The organism is Treponema medium (assembly GCF_017161265.1).
GTDB classification, from domain to species: domain Bacteria; phylum Spirochaetota; class Spirochaetia; order Treponematales; family Treponemataceae; genus Treponema; species Treponema medium.
The window spans coordinates 1,188,218-1,205,540 of the sequence record NZ_CP031393.1 but is presented as its reverse complement, the minus strand read 5'-3'; the positions used below and the strand labels follow the sequence as shown (position 1 = coordinate 1,205,540).

Here is a 17,323-nt window from a genome sequence, read left to right as displayed (position 1 = left end):
TCTTATTTAATTGCTAATTGATACCGGCCTAATTACCCATTACCCATTACCCATTACAAATTACAAATTACCCCACCCGCCAGTTGTCTACTTTGTTTTGGGCTTCGACCATTTCTTTATAAAAGGTGCATCGCGAAATCAATTCTTCATGTGTGCCGGAATCCAGTATGCGGCCTTTATCCATAACGATTATTTTGTCCGCGTTTTGTACGGTGTTCAGGTGATGCGCAATCGTGATAACCGTTTTATTTTTTCTTAATTCTTCGATCGCCTCGTTTATGAGTTTTTCGTTTTCGCTGTCTACGGCAGCCATCGCTTCATCTAAAATAAGAATTGGAGCATTTTTAAGAATCATCCGAGCAATGGATATTCTTTGCTTTTCTCCTCCCGAAAGTTTTACCCCCATCTCTCCGACCCTTGTGTTGTAGCCGTGAGGTAGGGCGAAAATAAAATCATGACATCGTGCTTTTTGAGCGGCTTCTATTACTTCCGCTTGGGAAGCACCTGCCTTACCGATCGCGATATTTTCAAAGATGCTCATATTAAAAAGGATCACTTCCTGCTGAACACTTCCGATAAGAGCGGAAATGCTGTCCGTATCATAGCGTGAAATATCTTTGCCCGAAATTGTGAGCACACCTGAATCAACATCCCAAAAACCCATGATAAGATTCGCAAGCGTGCTTTTACCGCAGCCGCTCGGCCCGACAAGAGCATTTAAAGTGTTTTCTTTACACTGTACCGTAATATCTTTTAACGCAAAGCCGTCTTTTTCATACTTAAAATGTACGTTCTTGCATTCTATATCTCCCGTTTTCAGTTTTTCGCTGATCTTTTCTTTTACAAGAGGCGCACAGAGAATCACCGCTATGCTTTTGAGCTTTTCAGTAAACACGATGGAAAAATGATGGAGGGTTGCGGTTTTACTTATTGCTGACACAAACACCGAAGATAAGATAACGGACAGTATAAACTGAGCGGTAGGAATATTGTTATGTAAGAGCAGTATACTTCCTAACATCATAACCGATACCGCTCCGGCTTCCATAAAAATATCGATAAGCACCATCGGACCCGTAACGGCACCCATACTCTTTTTTACATCTTGCACATAAGAGCGTGCAGAATCCAAAGTCCTACCGCTAAAACACTCTTCTTTTGCAAAGGCCTTTATGACGGCAATATTTTTTACATATTCCATCATATCTTCCCTCATCTGCATTTCTCGTTCAAAATATATTTGGAATTTTTTTTGCATGGTCTTTGCAGATAATTGTTGTACAAGGAACATGAGCGGTACCCCTGTAATCATTATTAATGCGAGCCGGTAATCTATAAAAAGCATTGCAATAAAAACCAGAACAGGAAGCAGCGTTGCCGCCATAATTTCCGGAAGACCGTGCGCCAGATATATTTCAATCTGCTCTACATCGTGTTCAACAATGCTTGTAAGCTCGCCGGTAGTATGCTTTTTAAAAAAGCCTAAATTCAATTTTTTAAGGTGTTCAATTATGGCAAGGCGTAATTCCGTCAATGTACTAAAAGCCCTGTCATGAGCTGTCTTTACGGCAAGATAATTACAACACGCCTTGAGCATAAACGAAATGAAAATACCTCCGGCAATCATTTTAAAATATTCCCTTTCCGCTTTGCCCGAAAATAGGCTGCTTATTACCAGTACCAATAAAACCTGCGGTAGTAAGTCAAACACTATTTTAAGTGCAAGCAGCACATTGGACAAAAAGGTTTTACCCGTCACCTGTTTTTTCAATTCCTTTTCAGTCATATCTACTCCTTTCTACATCTATAATGCGCATGCATATTCGTTGATCTTTAAAACTAAATAATATTGAATATTTATTCAATATTGATAGATAAAATGAGGAGCGAATGAACGCTCCTAAAATAAATTTCCTTCTATACTACTCTAACTAATTACAGCTTACAATGATTCAACTCCATTAAAATAGCACTGATTAAGAACAAAGAGCATATCTTCTGCCCATTTTTCATTTTTATAGTGCCGTGCAATTTCCATAAGCCCTTCAACATAATTATTTGCCAAGATGTGGGCAAGCATGGGATCGTGCTTGGTTTTTGAATATCTCTTTAAACCGTCTTTTATATGCTGTTCCAACCGCTTAACCCACATATCTTTTGCATTCTCATGTTTCGTTCCCGAACTCTTATCCATCAAAATGATGAGTTTTATTCTAGTCTTTAACAGTTTGGGAAGTTGAGATGCTCCGCCCCGATTAAATCTTTCATAGGGGCTTCCGGCTTCCATCTTTTCCTCATCTTCCATCATCTTAATGATGTTATCCAACACACCTGTGACTACTTCATCAAATAATCCTTCCTTATTTTTGAAGTAGGTATAAATAAGCGCAACGGGAATATCAGCCTGTTCTGCAATATCCGTCAGCTTTGCGCTTCTATAATCTTGTTCATAAAATATTTTTTCCGCAGCCGTTAGAATTCTATCCTTGACTTCTTCTTTTAATACCTGCATACTACCTGCGCATTTGAAACGTTATCTTTTCTATCAATACTGAATTATAATTTAATATTAAAAGGAACTCAAATATTTGTCAAGTCTGGCTGACACTTTTGGAAGTATACGACGGGCAGGAACGCAGAATTAGCCGATACATTTGCCCTAGTATTCGTCCGCGGTGAGCAGCGCCAGTTCATCGTGCATGGAACGCCAGCTTTCGTAGCGGTCGGGATGGATATGCCCTGCGTCCAGTTCTTCCAAGATACGGCAGCCGCGCTCGTGAATGTGTGAGCAGGAAAGCCCGAAGGCGCATTGTATTGCTGCGGCCTCCATTTCGGGAAAGTAGAAGATGACTTCTTCCGGTTTAATGCCCCAGAGTGCAAAGTGTCTGATACCGGGCGTGTCGATGATGTTGAACGACAGCCGGGTTCCATCGTGAGCGGTAAAGGTCATCGGTAAAAAAACGCCCTGCGTTGTCGTATGGATACCGCGGTCGTACTTAAACGAAATGTCGGCGGTTTTAAGCGCAAGGTTGGAGTCAAGGCTGTTCAGTAAGCTCGACTTTCCGACGCCCGACTGTCCGGTAACTGCACAAGTCTTGCCCGAAAGGAGACGTGCGAGCGGTTCAAGTCCTTCCCCTGTCTTTGCAGACACTTCGCATACCTGTATACCGATGCGCTGCCAATCCCGTATCCGTTCCCGCACCGATTCCGGAATGCCTAAGTCGATTTTGTTCACAATGATAAGTGCGGGGATACCTTCCGCGGCGGCTTGCACCAATGTACGGTCGGTAAAGCGTGGACGGAAGGGGGGATTGGCAGGGGTGGTAACGCAGAGCAGTAAATCGATGTTTGCCGCTAAAAGTTGCGGACTGCGCGTTTTCTGATTCCAGCGGATAAAACCGTTGCGCCGCGGTATGAGCGCCGTAATTTGCCCCTGATCGGGATGGAGGGTGTCGTATTCAATATCGACCGTATCGCCGGGCGCTAAGGGGTTGTAATACCCGCGGCTTTCTTTCAGTTTTTTCCCCTTAATGGAACAACGTACTACATTGCCTTCGGGTGTGCGTACTGCAAAAAAATTATTTGCGCCGCTTAATACCAGTCCCTGCATTACAGCGCTCCCTGCCAATCGAGGTCGAAAAGTCCGCAATAGCCACGGTACAGCCGGTCGATACGCTCGGTGATTTCGCCGGTAACATAGCAACTGCTGCGGGATGCGTTCCCACCGGCCGGCGGAGGCAGCACATCCAATGCATGGGAAACGACGCCGGGCAAGGAATCGACAACCTTTATTTCCGGAGCGGCGCATTCGGTAAAGGTATCTGCAAGATGCAAAAAGTGAGTGCACGCCAGTACAATCGTATCGACACCGGCGTCTTTAAACTGCCGGATTGCAGGCATTACTGCTTTTCGTTTTTCTTCATCCGGGGCGGTAATCAGTCCGTTTTCAATTTTCGCAACCAGTTCCGCATCCGCCCGTCTTTCGATAGTACAATCGGCGGCAAATGATTCAATCAGTTTATCAAGATACGGGTCGTTGATTGTCCGCGCCGTGGCGATAATCCCAATACGCTTATTCGTACTGACTTCCGCCGCCACCTTTACCGCCGGTACGGTACCGATAAAGGGAATGGAAAAATGTTTGCGCAGCGCATCGAGGGCGGCGGTTGACATCGTATTGCACACCACGATAACCATTGCGGGATCCAAGCGGTTTATTATTTTTTCCGTAACACCGAGGGCATACTTAATCACTCCCTCACGCGTTTTTTCCCCGTAGGGAAAATGTTCCAAATCCGCCACATACGCAGCCGATGCTTGCGGCGCTTTTTTATGAAAATACCGGAAGTACGGCAAGCCGCCTATCCCCGAATCTAAAAAAACATACTTTTTGTGCATTTAATGTAACACCTCGTAAAATAAATTCATAATGCGAAATTCATGATTTTACAATTAAGGATTATAAATTATGCATTATTCTTGAGCAAGGTACATAGAATACAACGGATGCTCCTGTTATAATAACGCCTGTGAAAAATCTTCTTCGGCTCTTTTCGTATTTAAAAGGATTCCGTCTCTTATACTTTCTTGCGCTTATGTTTGCACTGCTTGCTCAGATTGCCGCAGCCCTGCAACCGGGCTTAATCAAAATCACCGTTGATTCGGTGTTGGGTAATGAACCGCTGACGCATACAGCCCTTGAACGGCTCGTTGCGCTGTTCGGAGCAGCTGCAAAGGGAACAAACGGACTGCTCATTATGGCCGCTCTCATTCTTGCATTTGCAATAAGCCGCAGTATATTTACGTTTTTGCAGATGAATACGGCAAATGCGGCAACCGAACGGATTATCCAAAATGTACGGAACCGGCTGTATAATCATATCCAGCTATTGCCATACACATATCACGCAAATGCAAAAACGGGCAATCTTATCCAGCGCTGTACATCCGATGTGGACACCATCCGTATCGCATTATATTCTCAAATCCCCGAAACGGTCGGCTCGGTGTTTTTAATCATATACACTGTCTTTTTAATGATGCAGTCGAACATCAAGCTGGCGCTCATTTCATGTGCAGCGGTTCCGGTTGCGGCAGCTTTTTCTGCCCTCTTCTTTTATGTGATTGAAAAACAGTTTAAAGCCTCAACCGAACAGGAAGCGGCAATGACTGCCGTTCTTCAGGAAAGTCTTACCGGTATCAGAGTGATCAAGGCATTCACTCGTCAACAATACGAGATGGAAAAATTCAAAACAGTCAGCGAAGCGTATATGCAGCGGAATTTGATATTGATACGCTGCTTTGCGTTTTTTTGGTCGGGAGCGGATTTTTTATCGTACACCCAGATTTTTACCGTTATCCTCTACGGAAGTTTTTTAGCATACCGCGGCGAAATTTCAGCGGGAATGTTGATAGCGTTTATCTCGTACATCAGTATGCTGATACAACCGGTGCGGCAGCTTGGACGGATTCTCGGTAATATCGGCAAGGCCTGTGTATCAGTCGGCCGTATTGAAGAAATATTCCGCGAGGAACCTGAGGAGCTTTTCCCCACACAGGAAAAACCGGAGATTAAGGGCAATATCATTTTTGATTCCGTGTCGTTTGCATATCCCGAAGCGGAGAACACACCGGTACTAGATACTGTATCGTTCAGCATCAAACAGGGACAAACGGCGGCAATTTTAGGTCCGACCGGTTCGGGAAAAAGTTCGCTGGTGCATCTGCTTGACCGGCTCTACGACTATACTTCCGGTTCCATCACTATTGACGGTGTAGAATTACGTTCGATAGACAAGGGCTGGATACGGTCGCAGATAGGACTGATTTTGCAGGAACCGTTTCTTTACGCTAAAACAATTATGGAAAATATTAAACTTGCCGCCCCCGATACGAACGATGCCGCCGCACAACGATACGCCCGCATCGCAGCCTTGGACGGAGAGATTCATTATTTTGCAGACGGATATTCGACCGTTGTCGGGGAACGCGGCGTGTCTCTTTCCGGCGGACAGAAGCAGCGGCTGGCGATTGCACGAACGTTGATAAAGGATGCTCCTATTTTGATCTTTGACGATTCACTTTCCGCAGTTGATATGGAAACCGATGCGGCCATCAGAGCTGCCCTCAAAAATGAAAACAAACATAAAACGGTGATTATCATTTCGCACCGCATTGCTACTGTAAAAGATGCAGACATTATTATCGTTTTGGAAAAGGGAAAGATTACGGAACAAGGAACGCATCGTGAGCTGATACAACACGACGGCCTATATAAACGTATTTATGATATTCAGAGTAATCGAGATCGGTGATTCATAGCAAAATTGAATACCTACCGCTTCTCAGCTGCGCTCTGCATCGGAGTGATTGATTGCCGTGCCGTTTGTTAAATTACAGAAAAGCAGTAACCGTATTATAGTGACAGTATGAACATTTCACGGAAATTGCCGATCGGCGTACAGAGTTTTAAAGTATTACGGGAAGATTATTATCTCTATGTAGATAAGACCGAGTATATACAAAGCGGTTGAGTTTATTTCCTCAGCCGCTCACGAAGATTTGGCTCCCCCTTTGCCTTTTCAACACTTGCAGCATATTTTCTTGGGCAAAAAGAACTCTTCAAAGGCTTGTATCTTGAGCAAGCGGAAGAAGAACCGGCTGCACGTTGCGTTTGAAAGCTTTTCTGCAATATACCTGATAATCTCATCAAGATCAGTATTTGCTTTATCGGTTACTCTGACTTTATAAACCATATTTGGACTTTAGCTCTGCCACTGCATCATCAACATCGGTAACACGGCCTTCTTTTACATCCTGCGCCGCTGCATTCAGAAACCGGATTATCTATGAAAGATTATATACAGGCAATCCGGCAGTGTTTGTGTTGGAAACTTCTAAAAACCGCAGTTGTTAGAGATGGCTGTTATCGTGCTCTATATTTTTTCAAGGCTTTTTTAATATCCTTGAACGCCCAATCGTAGTGACTCGATGTTGCAGACACGCAGTAGCTGCCGAGCGTCGTCGTGCCCGTCCAGTCGAAAGCGCCTTTGGAAAAAAGGGCTTCATTGGAAAATGTTTCGATAATCGCCATCACCTCTTTATGCGTTTTTTTGAGCATTGCTTCTGCATCGGTATATGATGTGTTTTGATGTTTTTCCCAAAAAGCAACATTCATCTGGGGATAGGTTTTCCAATTATAGGGTGCCGGCAAAAAAGGGGCAGGTTTCCCGTTTGTGTTGGACCGTATCCAATTCAGCAAAAGACAGTGCCACTCATAGAGGTGAACCAAAACATCCCGCACGTTTTTATCGCGTTCGTTCGGAACAATATCGGCACTCTTTTCTTCGTCAGACATTTCGTCGATTAACGTCCACAGCTTTGCGAATTGGTCAGTTGCGGCTTGGATTAAATCGGATTTGCTGGTAGGTCTTGGCATAGTTTTATGGTTACTCCTTTAGCGTGGGAAGATAGGCTATTGTACCATAGAAAGGTGACTCGTTACTCTAAGCAAAAAATAATTACGTTATTCAAAAGTAATTTCTTGTTGATTTGCATTATATATATCAATTTGATTTTTGATAGTAATTTCATTTACAATCCAGCCTCTAAGAGTACATGCCCGAATAAAATCTTCTATTCGATTAACACCTTTTATTTCTTTAAGCGTTATTACTACACCAAAATTCAAACCACCATGCATTTGCGTATCTAGTCTTTCTTTTGACGTAATTACTATTCCCCATAGTTTGTCTTCGTAGGATTTTAATGCCTGATTTTTCTTCAGCACTTTCGATATAAATTTTGTGTTTTCCCATTTTCTGAATTCTTTACGCGACTGTCTCTCATCAATATATGAGTTTTTATCATCTTGTATATTCTCATTAATATCCTCAATTGTACCATCAGATTTTATCCTTCCAAATTTCAGACTAAGTTCTCTATTGGTATAATCGATTCCTTGCGCCCGCGAGCACTCCGGAAAGTAGCAAATGATTGCACGTGCAATATATGGATATTTGTTATCGTTATCTTTCGGAACAGGTATACCATAATTTGTCGTTTTATATGCTTCAGACGTTCCATATAGTATAAATTTAATCTCATCATTATCTGTGGACAACACTTTTTCTATCTGTATTGGAACCGCCCCATAGCCAAGTAGTTCTTTATATTTCGCTGTAGAAATTTTATATTCCCACCCGGCAGCCGAATCAATAATTAAAGCCTTTGCAGTTTCTCTGGAAAATCCCATAACATCAATAAGAAAGCACATCTTTCTACTTATCCAAGGAGCAGCAAACGATGTTCCATATACTTGTTCCTCGCCGGAAGGCGCATAAGCATTGATCCGTTCGTCGTAGTCTCCGCCATAATAAACTACATCCGGCTTATTAAAGAAAGAAAGGATGGTACCTTTCCTTGAGTATGATGCAGGGGTTCCATTTCTTTTTATCGAATTAACTACAATAGAATTCAATGAATCTGCCGGAGAACCGACACGGATATTGCCGATCCGCTCATCTCTATTATCATTGGTACCTGATACGACAAATACAATATTTTTTCTTGCTTGTAATTCATCAAGAACAGCCGCATCAAAAGAAATAAAATTTTTCGACACTTCTTCATCCGTCCCCAGTGATAGGTTCCAGACATGAATATCAGGATTGTTTTTAACAATATCTTTTAATTTCCGCACTAATTTAACCATTGATATTTTGTTAGTGCAAACACCGAAATGCCGTACTCTAAATCTTCCGCAGCCGTCATCAAGCCAAGGATTCATACGAGGACCGTCGACAATAATAGATGTAATCTCTGTCCCATGTTCCCTACTATTATCGGATATAGTCATTCTTTCAATATCATCTAAATAGTCCGTGTTTTCCACCCAACGACTAAAATAAACATTCTCATCAAACAGAGTATCTATTACTCCTATTATCGGTTCATTGTTGGGGTTTGGTATTTTTATTAACTCCGATGGAGTCTCTTTATTGATAGAATTATATGTTACCTGCGCTAAATCAGATGAAATCATAGAGATTAAATAAGGCACTTTATCGTTCAAATAATCAAACAAATCTCTTGTAACAGCTAATGTGTCTTCACCATAGAACGAATATCTGTATTTTACATCATCTACATCCAGTTTTTCTAATAAGGAATACAAAGTTAATTCCGTCTTATAAAACGTAATCAAAAATGTATTATTAGGGGAGATATTATTCGCTATTTGCGGGATTGAAAACGTTTCAATAACTGAACAATCGACAATCATTCTCCGTATTTTATTCTTTGAAAGACCATACTTCTCATAGTTTTCTGTTTTTAATTTGCTTTTTACCGAATCATGTAATTCATCTGTTTCATTAAAATTTTTAGTAGTCGCCTCTCCATTCAGTTCACCTTTAATAAATTGTTTTACTATCACAAGTTTATTGAGCGTTGCATTAATCGTTTCAACATCAACATAGTAGGTAATGATGTGATTTTCTTCGCCATCAGGTGCATCTGAAAATCGTGCACCTACTATAATATCATTGATATCGGTAGCGGAAGGCTTAAGTAATTCTTTAATTCGATTTGATTTTGCAATGATATCGTTATAACAAACATCAACAAGTAATTTATTCAATATTTTTGGTTTATCTCGATAATACCTTAATACAGCTCTCAGACTTTCCGAAAGGGCATCTATTTTTTCTAAGGAAACGCTCATAGCAGCACGCAAATTTATTGCCCCAAATCCTGAATTATTTTTTTCTTTATTGAATCGTAGCTTAACTTGTAAAATGGAATTCATTATATATCTCTCAACTTTCTTGATACGCTACTTTTAGGAATTTTTGACAGTATTTCTATTTCTCTTGTAGTATATCCTTGCGTACTCAAGTCTTGAATATCTATTGCTCCTGAAAGACCATAAAGGTTAATGTACATCTTTCGCAAATAGTCATACTCGCTCGAATCATCACAAAATGCAATTGCTGTCTTTATTATTTGTTTTAAGTCTCCAGGGTATGGAATTTTTTCCATATTTCCTAATATCTTATTAAATAACCGCGTGTTTATTTTTGCGCTTTTTACATTACGTAAAGTTGCTCTCAGCATTGAGTCTGCTATCTCTATCAAATCTTCTTTTGAATACCTATCAAATGAAATTATTGCATCAAACCTACGTAATAGAGCTTTATCGAATTTATCTATCAAATTTGTCGTTGCTATAATTATTATATGCTCGTTCAGACGTTCTAATTCTTTAAGGAAGACAGATGTGACTCTCCCCATTTCTCGCAAATCATTACTATTAATCCTGTCTAAAACCAGCGAATCGATCTCATCAAAAAGAATAATTGCACGATTGTACGGAAGATGATTAATCTCGTCAAAAAGTTTCACGACATTCTTTGCGGTTTCACCGAGTCTGCTATCGATCAGCTGTTCAAAACTTATTGATAAAATATCTCGATTCAGCATTCGTGCAATTTGATACGCAGATTCCGTTTTCCCACTACCCGGTGCTCCATAGAAAAGAAATTTTGATAAACCAAGCTTTTTATTTATAGTTTTTGAAATTCCAACAACATCTTCCTCGAGAGCATTTGGGAGCAATAACGGTTTCGATGAATATTCCATTTTTGTCAAATATTTGAGATTCCTATAGCTTGTTTGAGGAACATAATAATTTGTATTAGAAACCAGCTCCATTAAATATTGCGCTGTAGATGAATCGTCATTCGCGTCAAAATCTTTTGCTATCTCGGCCACTTCTGTTATAAACGCTTCATCATTTTTTTCTACATGATACCTTATTAAATTAACCAGATTTTGTTTTTTCATCGAAAACACCTCGGATATAAAATATAATATCTTGTAATGGGACAAAAGTCAATATTTTGGGGCATATTTTACACCCAGAAATAAACCCGATACTTGTTCAAATAGAGGCGGCGATCCGCACATGCCTAAAAACCCCTATACTGCGGAGCGGATATGCAAGGAGCACATCATCAATTTTTCTATTTATAGTCTTGCTTGACAATCGGTATATACATTGGACATACTGATTATATGGCATTATCATTAAACGAAATTAAGATACGAGCGCAGCAGTTTATACTGAACTGGAAAGATAAAGCGGCAACTGCGCGGGAAGAAGCGGATGCGCAAACCTTTGAAAACGAGTTTTTTGCAATTTTCGGTGTACCGCGCAATAAAATTGCCGTGTTTGAGCACAAAGTTAAACTATTAGACGGTTCTAATGGATATATCGATCTTTTTTGGAAAGGTTACATTCTCATCGAAATGAAGTCTCCCGGCAAAGACCGGAAAAAAGCCTTTGAACAGGCAAAAGCCTACGCCAATGCGCTGCAGAATGCCGATATGCCGAAGGGCATTTTGATTTGCGATTTTGTTCATTTCGATTATTATCATTTAGAAAAAGATGCGGAACTCACCTCTTTTACGATTGATGAACTGGCGGAGTATATTGAGCTGTTTCTCTTTCTTGCAGGTTATAAAGATGTTGAATATAAAAAGCAGGATGCGGTCAATATCGAAGCAGCGGAAAAGATGGGAGAATTGCACTATACCTTAAAAGAAATCGGTTATACCGGACATCAGCTGGAGTTGTATTTGGTTCGTCTGTTATTTTGTTTGTTTGCTGATGACACCGGTATTTTTGAGCACGATCACTTTATTAAATATATTTTGCAGCGGACGAATGTTGACGGCAGCGATTTAGCGATGCACATTCAAAAGATTTTTGAAGTGCTCAATACGCCGAAAGAAAAGCGGCTTAGAACACTTGATGAGCAGCTGGCTCGTTTTCCGTATATCAACGGAGGACTTTTTAAGGAGCTGCTTCCAACTGCGGATTTTAACCTTCCCTAAAATGCAACAGTCTTAAAAAACTTCAGTTTTTTAAGACTGTTGCATTCGTGCGCGAAACGCGCACACGATAATAAGCGATGTTTGCGCTTGCGCAAACTCGACGTGTTTTTAAACCGCGCTATTTCAGCGGCTTAAAATAAATGCTGCAATGCGGGAAAAACTGATTGAATGCTGTGCACTGGATTGGAGCGGTATTTCTCCGGCAATTTTCGGTGCGATGTTTCAGAGTGTGATGAAGCCGGAAGAACGGCACGCTTTGGGAGCGCACTATACCAGTGAAACAAATATCTTAAAACTCATTCATCCGCTCTTTTTAGATTCTCTGTGGACAGAATTTGATAAATACAAACAGTACACCTCCGAAGCCCGTGTAACAAACTTGAACGCGCTGCATGATAAAATTGCACATTTAACCTTTCTTGATCCCGCCTGCGGCTGTGGGAATTTTTTGGTTATTGCATACCGTGAGCTGCGTCTTTTGGAACTCGCGCTTATTGAAGAATTACAAAGCGCAGATCAGCAGCTGCTTGATGTCGGCGAATATATCAAGGTAAATGTTAATCAGTTTTACGGCATAGAGCTTGAAGAGTTTCCCGCTCAGATTGCACAAACGGCGCTGTGGCTGATGGATCATCAAATGAATAGACTGGTCGGCAGCCGCTTCGGTCAATACTTTGCGCGTATCCCGTTGGTTAATTCCGCGTCGATTGTACAGGGTAATGCGCTTGCGCTTGATTGGGAGACCATCGTACCAAAACATAACCTTTCGTATATTCTGGGAAATCCGCCGTTTTTAGGTGCGCGGGTGATGGAGAAAGAACAGTCTGCGGAGCTTGCAATGCTTTTTAGCGGGGTAAAGAATGCAGGGAATCTTGACTACGTTACGGGCTGGTATAAAAAGGCTGCGGAGTATATTCAAGGAACGCAGATTGAATGCGCCTTTGTTTCTACTAATTCTATTTGTCAGGGGCAGCAGGTACCGATTTTGTGGCCCAATCTTTTTGCGCGCGGGGTGCATATCAATTTTGCGCACCAGACTTTTAAGTGGTCGAATGAAGCGCGGGGAAATGCGGCAGTGTACTGCATTATTGTCGGCTTTTCTCTCCGGAACCGAACGGAAAAGCAACTCTTTTTATATGACGATATAAAAGGAGAGCCGAAAGCTCAAACAGTCAAGCGAATAAATGCTTATTTAGCCGATGCGCAAAATGTGTTTATTGATAGTAGAACAGTACCATTGGATGCCGTTTCCGAAATGGGCATAGGAAATAAGCCGATTGATGATGGAAATTATCTCTTTTCTGATGAAGAAAAAGAGGCGTTTGTAAAACTGGAGCCGCAGTCCGCAGCATATTTTAAGCGCTGGTACGGTTCTGATGAGTTTATCAATAATAAAGTACGCTGGTGCTTATGGCTCGGAGATTGTCCGCCTCATAAGCTTAGAAAAATGCCGTATTCATTGCAGCGTATTGAAAATGTCCGTACATTCCGACAGATGAGCAAAAGTGAGGGAACGCGGAAAATAGCTGATACACCAACACGGTTTCACGTAGAAAATATGCCGGAGTCGGGACATTATCTCCTTGTACCGCGCGTTTCCTCCGAACGCAGGCGCTATATTCCCATCGGCTTTTTAGACACATTCGTTATCGCAAGCGATTCAACGCTTATCGTTCCCAACGCAACGCTGTACGAATTCGGGGTGCTTACTTCGCAAATGCACATGGCGTGGATGCGTACCGTATGCGGGCGGCTCAAAAGCGATTACCGCTATTCTGCACAGATCGTGTATAACAACTTCCCGTGGCCGGATGTTTCGGAAGCACAAAAGGCAGCGATTATTCAAAAGGCGCAAGCGGTATTGGACGCGCGGGCGCAGTTCCCCGATAGCTCCCTTGCCGACTTATACGATCCCAATACTATGCCGCCGGTACTCACCAAAGCGCACGCCGCCCTTGATTCCGCTGTGGATAAGCTGTATCGTAAAACAGCCTTCCCCGACGATGCCGCCCGTGTGGCTTTTTTGTTCGAGCTGTATGGGAAAAAGACGGAGGGGCTGCTTACGGGGAAGCGGAAACAGATATAAAATTAAGGAGATTAGAATACTATGTCTGATATACAATATACTGAACAACTAAAACTTGAAAAATCATCGGATATGGAAACAGTACAGGATCGGAAAAGGCCAAATGATATAGTTTCCTTTCTGCGCAAGAAAGATTTTTTATTTTTAGACTATCTTGGAAACGGCGGATTAGGAGAGACTGTTATACTACTTGATCAAGAAATGCAGATACTGTTTGTATGTAAGAAATATCAGCCCCATTCCAATCAGATTAAAGAAAAATATTATCAATATTTTAAAAATGAAATAAAATTAATGTTTCAACTCTATCATCCTAATATTGTACGAATATTTAATTACTATTTATATCCTGAACAAACCACAGGTTATATTTTGATGGAATATATTGATGGTGAGGATATCTGCACCTATCTAAAAAAGAATCCTGAAAGAATAAACTCTGTTTTTGAACAAGTTATAGAGGCATTTGTATATTTAGAAAGTAACAATATATTACATAGAGATATACGCATAAACAACATATTGGTAAATTTCAATGGTCAGGTTAAAGTTATAGATTTTGGATTTGGGAAAACTATAAATTATGATGATGATTGTGAGAAAAGCATTAGCCTAAATTGGTGGTGTGATAAACCGTATGATTTTACACAGAATATATATAGTCATAAGACAGAAATCTATTTTGTAGGTAAATTATTTGAACAAATCGGTAAGTATCTATATCAAGAAAAGATTTTTTATGAATTTAGATATGAAAGTCTATTATCAGAAATGATACGACTTAATCCATCCGACAGAATACAAAGTTTTTCCGATATAAAAGAAAAAATCCTAAAAGATAATAATCAAAATATCGAATTTTTTACAGATGAAGAAAAAAAGATATATAAAAATTTTATTGATGCACTGGTTACTTCTATTGCAATGATTGATAAAGATGCTTCATATACCACAGATATTGATATAATTATACAGAAGATTCAAAATATATATACCATAAATCAACTTGAAAACGAAGTACAAAATATATCCGATGTTATCCGTACATTTATTTCCGGTAGATTTCGTTATTATCCACAACAACACTATGACTGCTATCTTTTAAAGAATTTTATAAACCTATTAAAGAACTCAAACAATGGAAGAAAAAATATTATATTACTCAACATACATAACAGATTAAACCAGATAGAGCATAACTCTATCGATTTTTTTGATCCAGTTCCTTTTTAGAGTGAAATAATTCACTAGCGCCGAAAACATCTCCGTATAGCAAGATGCGATCAGACTACTTAATTGTTGAGTGCACAGTCATTGCAAAAACATAATAATGACAGCAGCTAATCTTTTAAATAACACCGTATACGGAAGGTGCTAAATAAACATAACAAGAAAGAAGGAAAACAGAGATTGAAAAAATCTATAAAACATTGTATGATTTGGAAATACTAATATGTTGCAAACAACTATCTTAGATTTAGAAGCGCAAGAAGCACTATTTTTCTTTTTAGATTCAAAAATATATTGTTCATTGGATTTTCCTCCGTATATCTCTTTTGGTACATTTCTAACTTCTATTAATAACTTTCTATCGAATCATCCTGATATACTCAAGCACGTACATCCCGAGAATTATGAGAATGTCAATTATATTATAGCATCAAATAAAGACGGAAAATACGATTGGAGGCCTTTTGAATTAATCAATCCTATTCTTTATGTACAGCTTGTAAGGACGATTACAGAAGAACTACATTGGCAAGATATCTGTAAACGATTTAAAGACTTTGCTGCAAACCCAGGCATAGAATGTATGAGTATTCCTGTCGTTCAAAATACATTGCAAACAAATCAGAAAGCACAAATATTCGCATGGTGGGAAAATATTGAACAACGCTCAATTGAATTATCTTTAGATTATGAGTACCTTATTGAAACTGATATAACAAACTGTTACGGCGCGCTCTATACCCATTCGATAGCATGGGCATTACACACAAAAGAAAGGGCAAAACAACAAAGACGGAAAAATTTAATCGGCAATATCATAGATAAATACATTCGTGCAATGCGTTATGGTCAAACAAATGGCATTCCGCAATGTTCTGTTTTGATGGATTTTATTGCTGAAATGGTACTGGGTCATATTGATACATTATTATCGGATCGAATTAAAGCAAATAATATAATCGATTATCATATCTTACGTTACCGTGATGATTATAAGATATTTGTTAACAATCCTCATACAGGAGAACACATCTTAAAAATAATAACCGAGGTTCTTGCTGAATTTGGAATGAAGCCAAATACATTAAAAACAAATACATACGACAATATAATTTTACATGCAATCAAAAAAGACAAACTTGCATGGCTTATAAAGAAACAATCCAATAAAGATTTACAGAAGCATTTGCTGCTAATATACAAACATGCATTAGAATATCCCCATGCAGGAAGTTTAATAGGACCTTTACAAGATTGCTATTTCCGAATAAAGAAAAGCAAACGTTTGCAAAATCATTCTAAGTCATTGATAGCTATCATCGTTGATATAGCCTATCGCAATCCGCGAACATATTCAATATGTGCAGCAATGTTAAGCATAATATTAGCTCAACTGTCGAACAAAGACGAACAAAAAGAAATTATTACCAAAATAAAGAATAAATTTAGCTTAATTCCAAATACAAGTAACATGCTTATATGGCTACAGCGGATAAGCTTATTTTTTAAATTTGATATCGACTATGATGATGCTTTATGCCGTTTGATTGATCATGCCTTCAAAGAGATGGATAATAATTCTTTATCGGATACTGATATAAATCAAATCTGGAATATGGATTGGGTAAGTTCTGAGGAATTAAAAAACATATTGAAAGCAAATAGCATTATCAATAAAACAGAATTCAAAAAACTCTCAAGAGAAATCTTGTTAAAAGAAATAGAAGCTTCATTGATAAGAAACTATTAGATAAAATTATTAACAAATCGGTTGCTTACTATTCCTTCAGCTGTTCAATCTCCTCAAAAAGTTTATGCACATTACAAAACGACACGGCGACATCTTCATCATTCTTATTTTTTTCTTCCAATTTCAATACCGTTTTTTACTTTGTATCTTCCGAGTTTTTCTTGGCATAAAACAGCTCCTTCAATACATTGACGTTCACAAGCGGTAAGGCACCGAATTTGTCGGCATTATACAGCTTTTTGCACGAAACTCCTTTGCGGATCCCTGTATAGTCAGTGATGCTATTGTATACGCTATTACCCTTATCCGTTTATCCATAAAATACAAGCTGTTTTTGCTGAAGACTTGCAAAAGCGAGA

The 17,323-nt window shown here is 39.6% G+C and carries 13 protein-coding genes and 1 pseudogene; 6 read left to right on the top strand and 8 right to left on the bottom strand.

From position 1 onward, the window contains the following. Window positions 1-67: 67 nt before the first annotated feature. The 4 genes from DWB79_RS05400 to murI all read right to left on the bottom strand — a co-directional run bounded on the left by DWB79_RS05400 (window position 68) and on the right by murI (window position 4,398). Window positions 68-1,786, bottom strand: a complete 1,719-nt coding sequence (locus tag DWB79_RS05400; protein WP_016523031.1) for an ABC transporter ATP-binding protein — start codon at window positions 1,784-1,786, stop codon at window positions 68-70. Window positions 1,787-1,942: 156 nt separating this feature from the next. Next, window positions 1,943-2,512: a TetR/AcrR family transcriptional regulator gene (locus DWB79_RS05395; RefSeq protein WP_016523030.1), complete on the bottom strand. Its 570-nt coding sequence runs from the start codon at window positions 2,510-2,512 to the stop codon at window positions 1,943-1,945. Between the two features lie 147 nt (window positions 2,513-2,659). Then, on the bottom strand, window positions 2,660-3,610 hold the full coding sequence (gene rsgA, locus DWB79_RS05390; protein WP_016523029.1) for a ribosome small subunit-dependent GTPase A: 951 nt from the start codon (window positions 3,608-3,610) through the stop codon (window positions 2,660-2,662). Then, a complete protein-coding gene (gene murI / locus DWB79_RS05385; protein ID WP_016523028.1) occupies window positions 3,610-4,398 on the bottom strand; it encodes a glutamate racemase in 789 nt (262 codons plus the stop codon). Before murI ends, rsgA begins: the two co-directional genes overlap by 1 nt. Before the next feature lie 131 nt (window positions 4,399-4,529). On the opposite strand from murI, the gene DWB79_RS05380 reads away from it, so the two are divergent. Continuing rightward, entirely contained in the window at window positions 4,530-6,314 is a 1,785-nt protein-coding gene (locus DWB79_RS05380) for an ABC transporter ATP-binding protein (protein ID WP_040859071.1), read from the top strand. Between the two features lie 114 nt (window positions 6,315-6,428). Continuing rightward, window positions 6,429-6,668: pseudogene (locus DWB79_RS05375) on the top strand (AAA family ATPase); the annotation flags it as partial. On the opposite strand, the gene DWB79_RS12030 reads toward DWB79_RS05375, so the two are convergent. The 4 genes from DWB79_RS12030 to DWB79_RS12175 form a co-directional block, all read right to left on the bottom strand. Then, the gene (locus DWB79_RS12030) at window positions 6,582-6,755 is read right to left on the bottom strand and encodes a type II toxin-antitoxin system RelE/ParE family toxin (protein WP_245541348.1); all 174 of its coding nucleotides are present in this window, start codon (window positions 6,753-6,755) and stop codon (window positions 6,582-6,584) included. The pseudogene DWB79_RS05375 and the gene DWB79_RS12030 sit on opposite strands and share 87 nt — an antisense overlap. Window positions 6,756-6,925: 170 nt before the next feature. After that, window positions 6,926-7,438: a ClbS/DfsB family four-helix bundle protein gene (locus DWB79_RS05370; RefSeq protein WP_016523026.1), complete on the bottom strand. Its 513-nt coding sequence runs from the start codon at window positions 7,436-7,438 to the stop codon at window positions 6,926-6,928. 87 nt (window positions 7,439-7,525) lie between these two features. Beyond that, window positions 7,526-9,808 (bottom strand): S8 family peptidase, encoded by a 2,283-nt coding sequence (locus DWB79_RS05365; protein WP_016523025.1) that lies wholly within the window; start codon window positions 9,806-9,808, stop codon window positions 7,526-7,528. Then, complete coding sequence (locus DWB79_RS12175; protein ID WP_016523024.1) at window positions 9,808-10,845, bottom strand: ATP-binding protein; 1,038 nt, start codon at window positions 10,843-10,845, stop codon at window positions 9,808-9,810. The genes DWB79_RS05365 and DWB79_RS12175 overlap by 1 nt, the downstream gene beginning before the upstream one ends. A 231-nt stretch (window positions 10,846-11,076) precedes the next feature. Here DWB79_RS12175 and DWB79_RS05355 point away from each other — a divergent pair, with 231 nt between their 5' ends. The 4 genes from DWB79_RS05355 (at window position 11,077) to DWB79_RS05340 (ending at window position 16,964) form a co-directional block, all read left to right on the top strand. Then, the gene (locus tag DWB79_RS05355; protein WP_016523023.1) at window positions 11,077-11,898 is read left to right on the top strand and encodes a type IIL restriction-modification enzyme MmeI; all 822 of its coding nucleotides are present in this window, start codon (window positions 11,077-11,079) and stop codon (window positions 11,896-11,898) included. A gap of 148 nt (window positions 11,899-12,046) precedes the next feature. Then, complete coding sequence (locus tag DWB79_RS12020; RefSeq protein WP_016523022.1) at window positions 12,047-13,984, top strand: class I SAM-dependent DNA methyltransferase; 1,938 nt, start codon at window positions 12,047-12,049, stop codon at window positions 13,982-13,984. A 21-nt stretch (window positions 13,985-14,005) separates the two neighbouring features. Then, entirely contained in the window at window positions 14,006-15,217 is a 1,212-nt protein-coding gene (locus DWB79_RS05345; protein ID WP_016523021.1) for a protein kinase family protein, read from the top strand. Window positions 15,218-15,437: 220 nt separating this feature from the next. Then, the gene (locus DWB79_RS05340) at window positions 15,438-16,964 is read left to right on the top strand and encodes an RNA-directed DNA polymerase (RefSeq protein WP_016523020.1); all 1,527 of its coding nucleotides are present in this window, start codon (window positions 15,438-15,440) and stop codon (window positions 16,962-16,964) included. The last annotated feature ends 359 nt before the right edge of the window (window positions 16,965-17,323 follow it).

What these genes read in the sequence shown, in the direction of transcription:
- DWB79_RS12175 (WP_016523024.1), bottom strand. Translation starts at nt 10,845, where the DNA reads ATGAAAAAACAAAATCTGGTTAATTTAATAAGGTATCATGTAGAAAAA.
- DWB79_RS05370 (WP_016523026.1), bottom strand. Translation starts at nt 7,438, where the DNA reads ATGCCAAGACCTACCAGCAAATCCGATTTAATCCAAGCCGCAACTGAC.
- DWB79_RS05395 (WP_016523030.1), bottom strand. Translation starts at nt 2,512, where the DNA reads ATGCAGGTATTAAAAGAAGAAGTCAAGGATAGAATTCTAACGGCTGCG.
- murI (WP_016523028.1), bottom strand. Translation starts at nt 4,398, where the DNA reads ATGCACAAAAAGTATGTTTTTTTAGATTCGGGGATAGGCGGCTTGCCG.
- DWB79_RS05340 (WP_016523020.1), top strand. Translation starts at nt 15,438, where the DNA reads ATGTTGCAAACAACTATCTTAGATTTAGAAGCGCAAGAAGCACTATTT.
- DWB79_RS05355 (WP_016523023.1), top strand. Translation starts at nt 11,077, where the DNA reads ATGGCATTATCATTAAACGAAATTAAGATACGAGCGCAGCAGTTTATA.
- DWB79_RS12020 (WP_016523022.1), top strand. Translation starts at nt 12,047, where the DNA reads ATGCGGGAAAAACTGATTGAATGCTGTGCACTGGATTGGAGCGGTATT.
- DWB79_RS05345 (WP_016523021.1), top strand. Translation starts at nt 14,006, where the DNA reads ATGTCTGATATACAATATACTGAACAACTAAAACTTGAAAAATCATCG.
- DWB79_RS05365 (WP_016523025.1), bottom strand. Translation starts at nt 9,808, where the DNA reads ATGAATTCCATTTTACAAGTTAAGCTACGATTCAATAAAGAAAAAAAT.
- rsgA (WP_016523029.1), bottom strand. Translation starts at nt 3,610, where the DNA reads ATGCAGGGACTGGTATTAAGCGGCGCAAATAATTTTTTTGCAGTACGC.
- DWB79_RS05400 (WP_016523031.1), bottom strand. Translation starts at nt 1,786, where the DNA reads ATGACTGAAAAGGAATTGAAAAAACAGGTGACGGGTAAAACCTTTTTG.
- DWB79_RS12030 (WP_245541348.1), bottom strand. Translation starts at nt 6,755, where the DNA reads ATGGTTTATAAAGTCAGAGTAACCGATAAAGCAAATACTGATCTTGAT.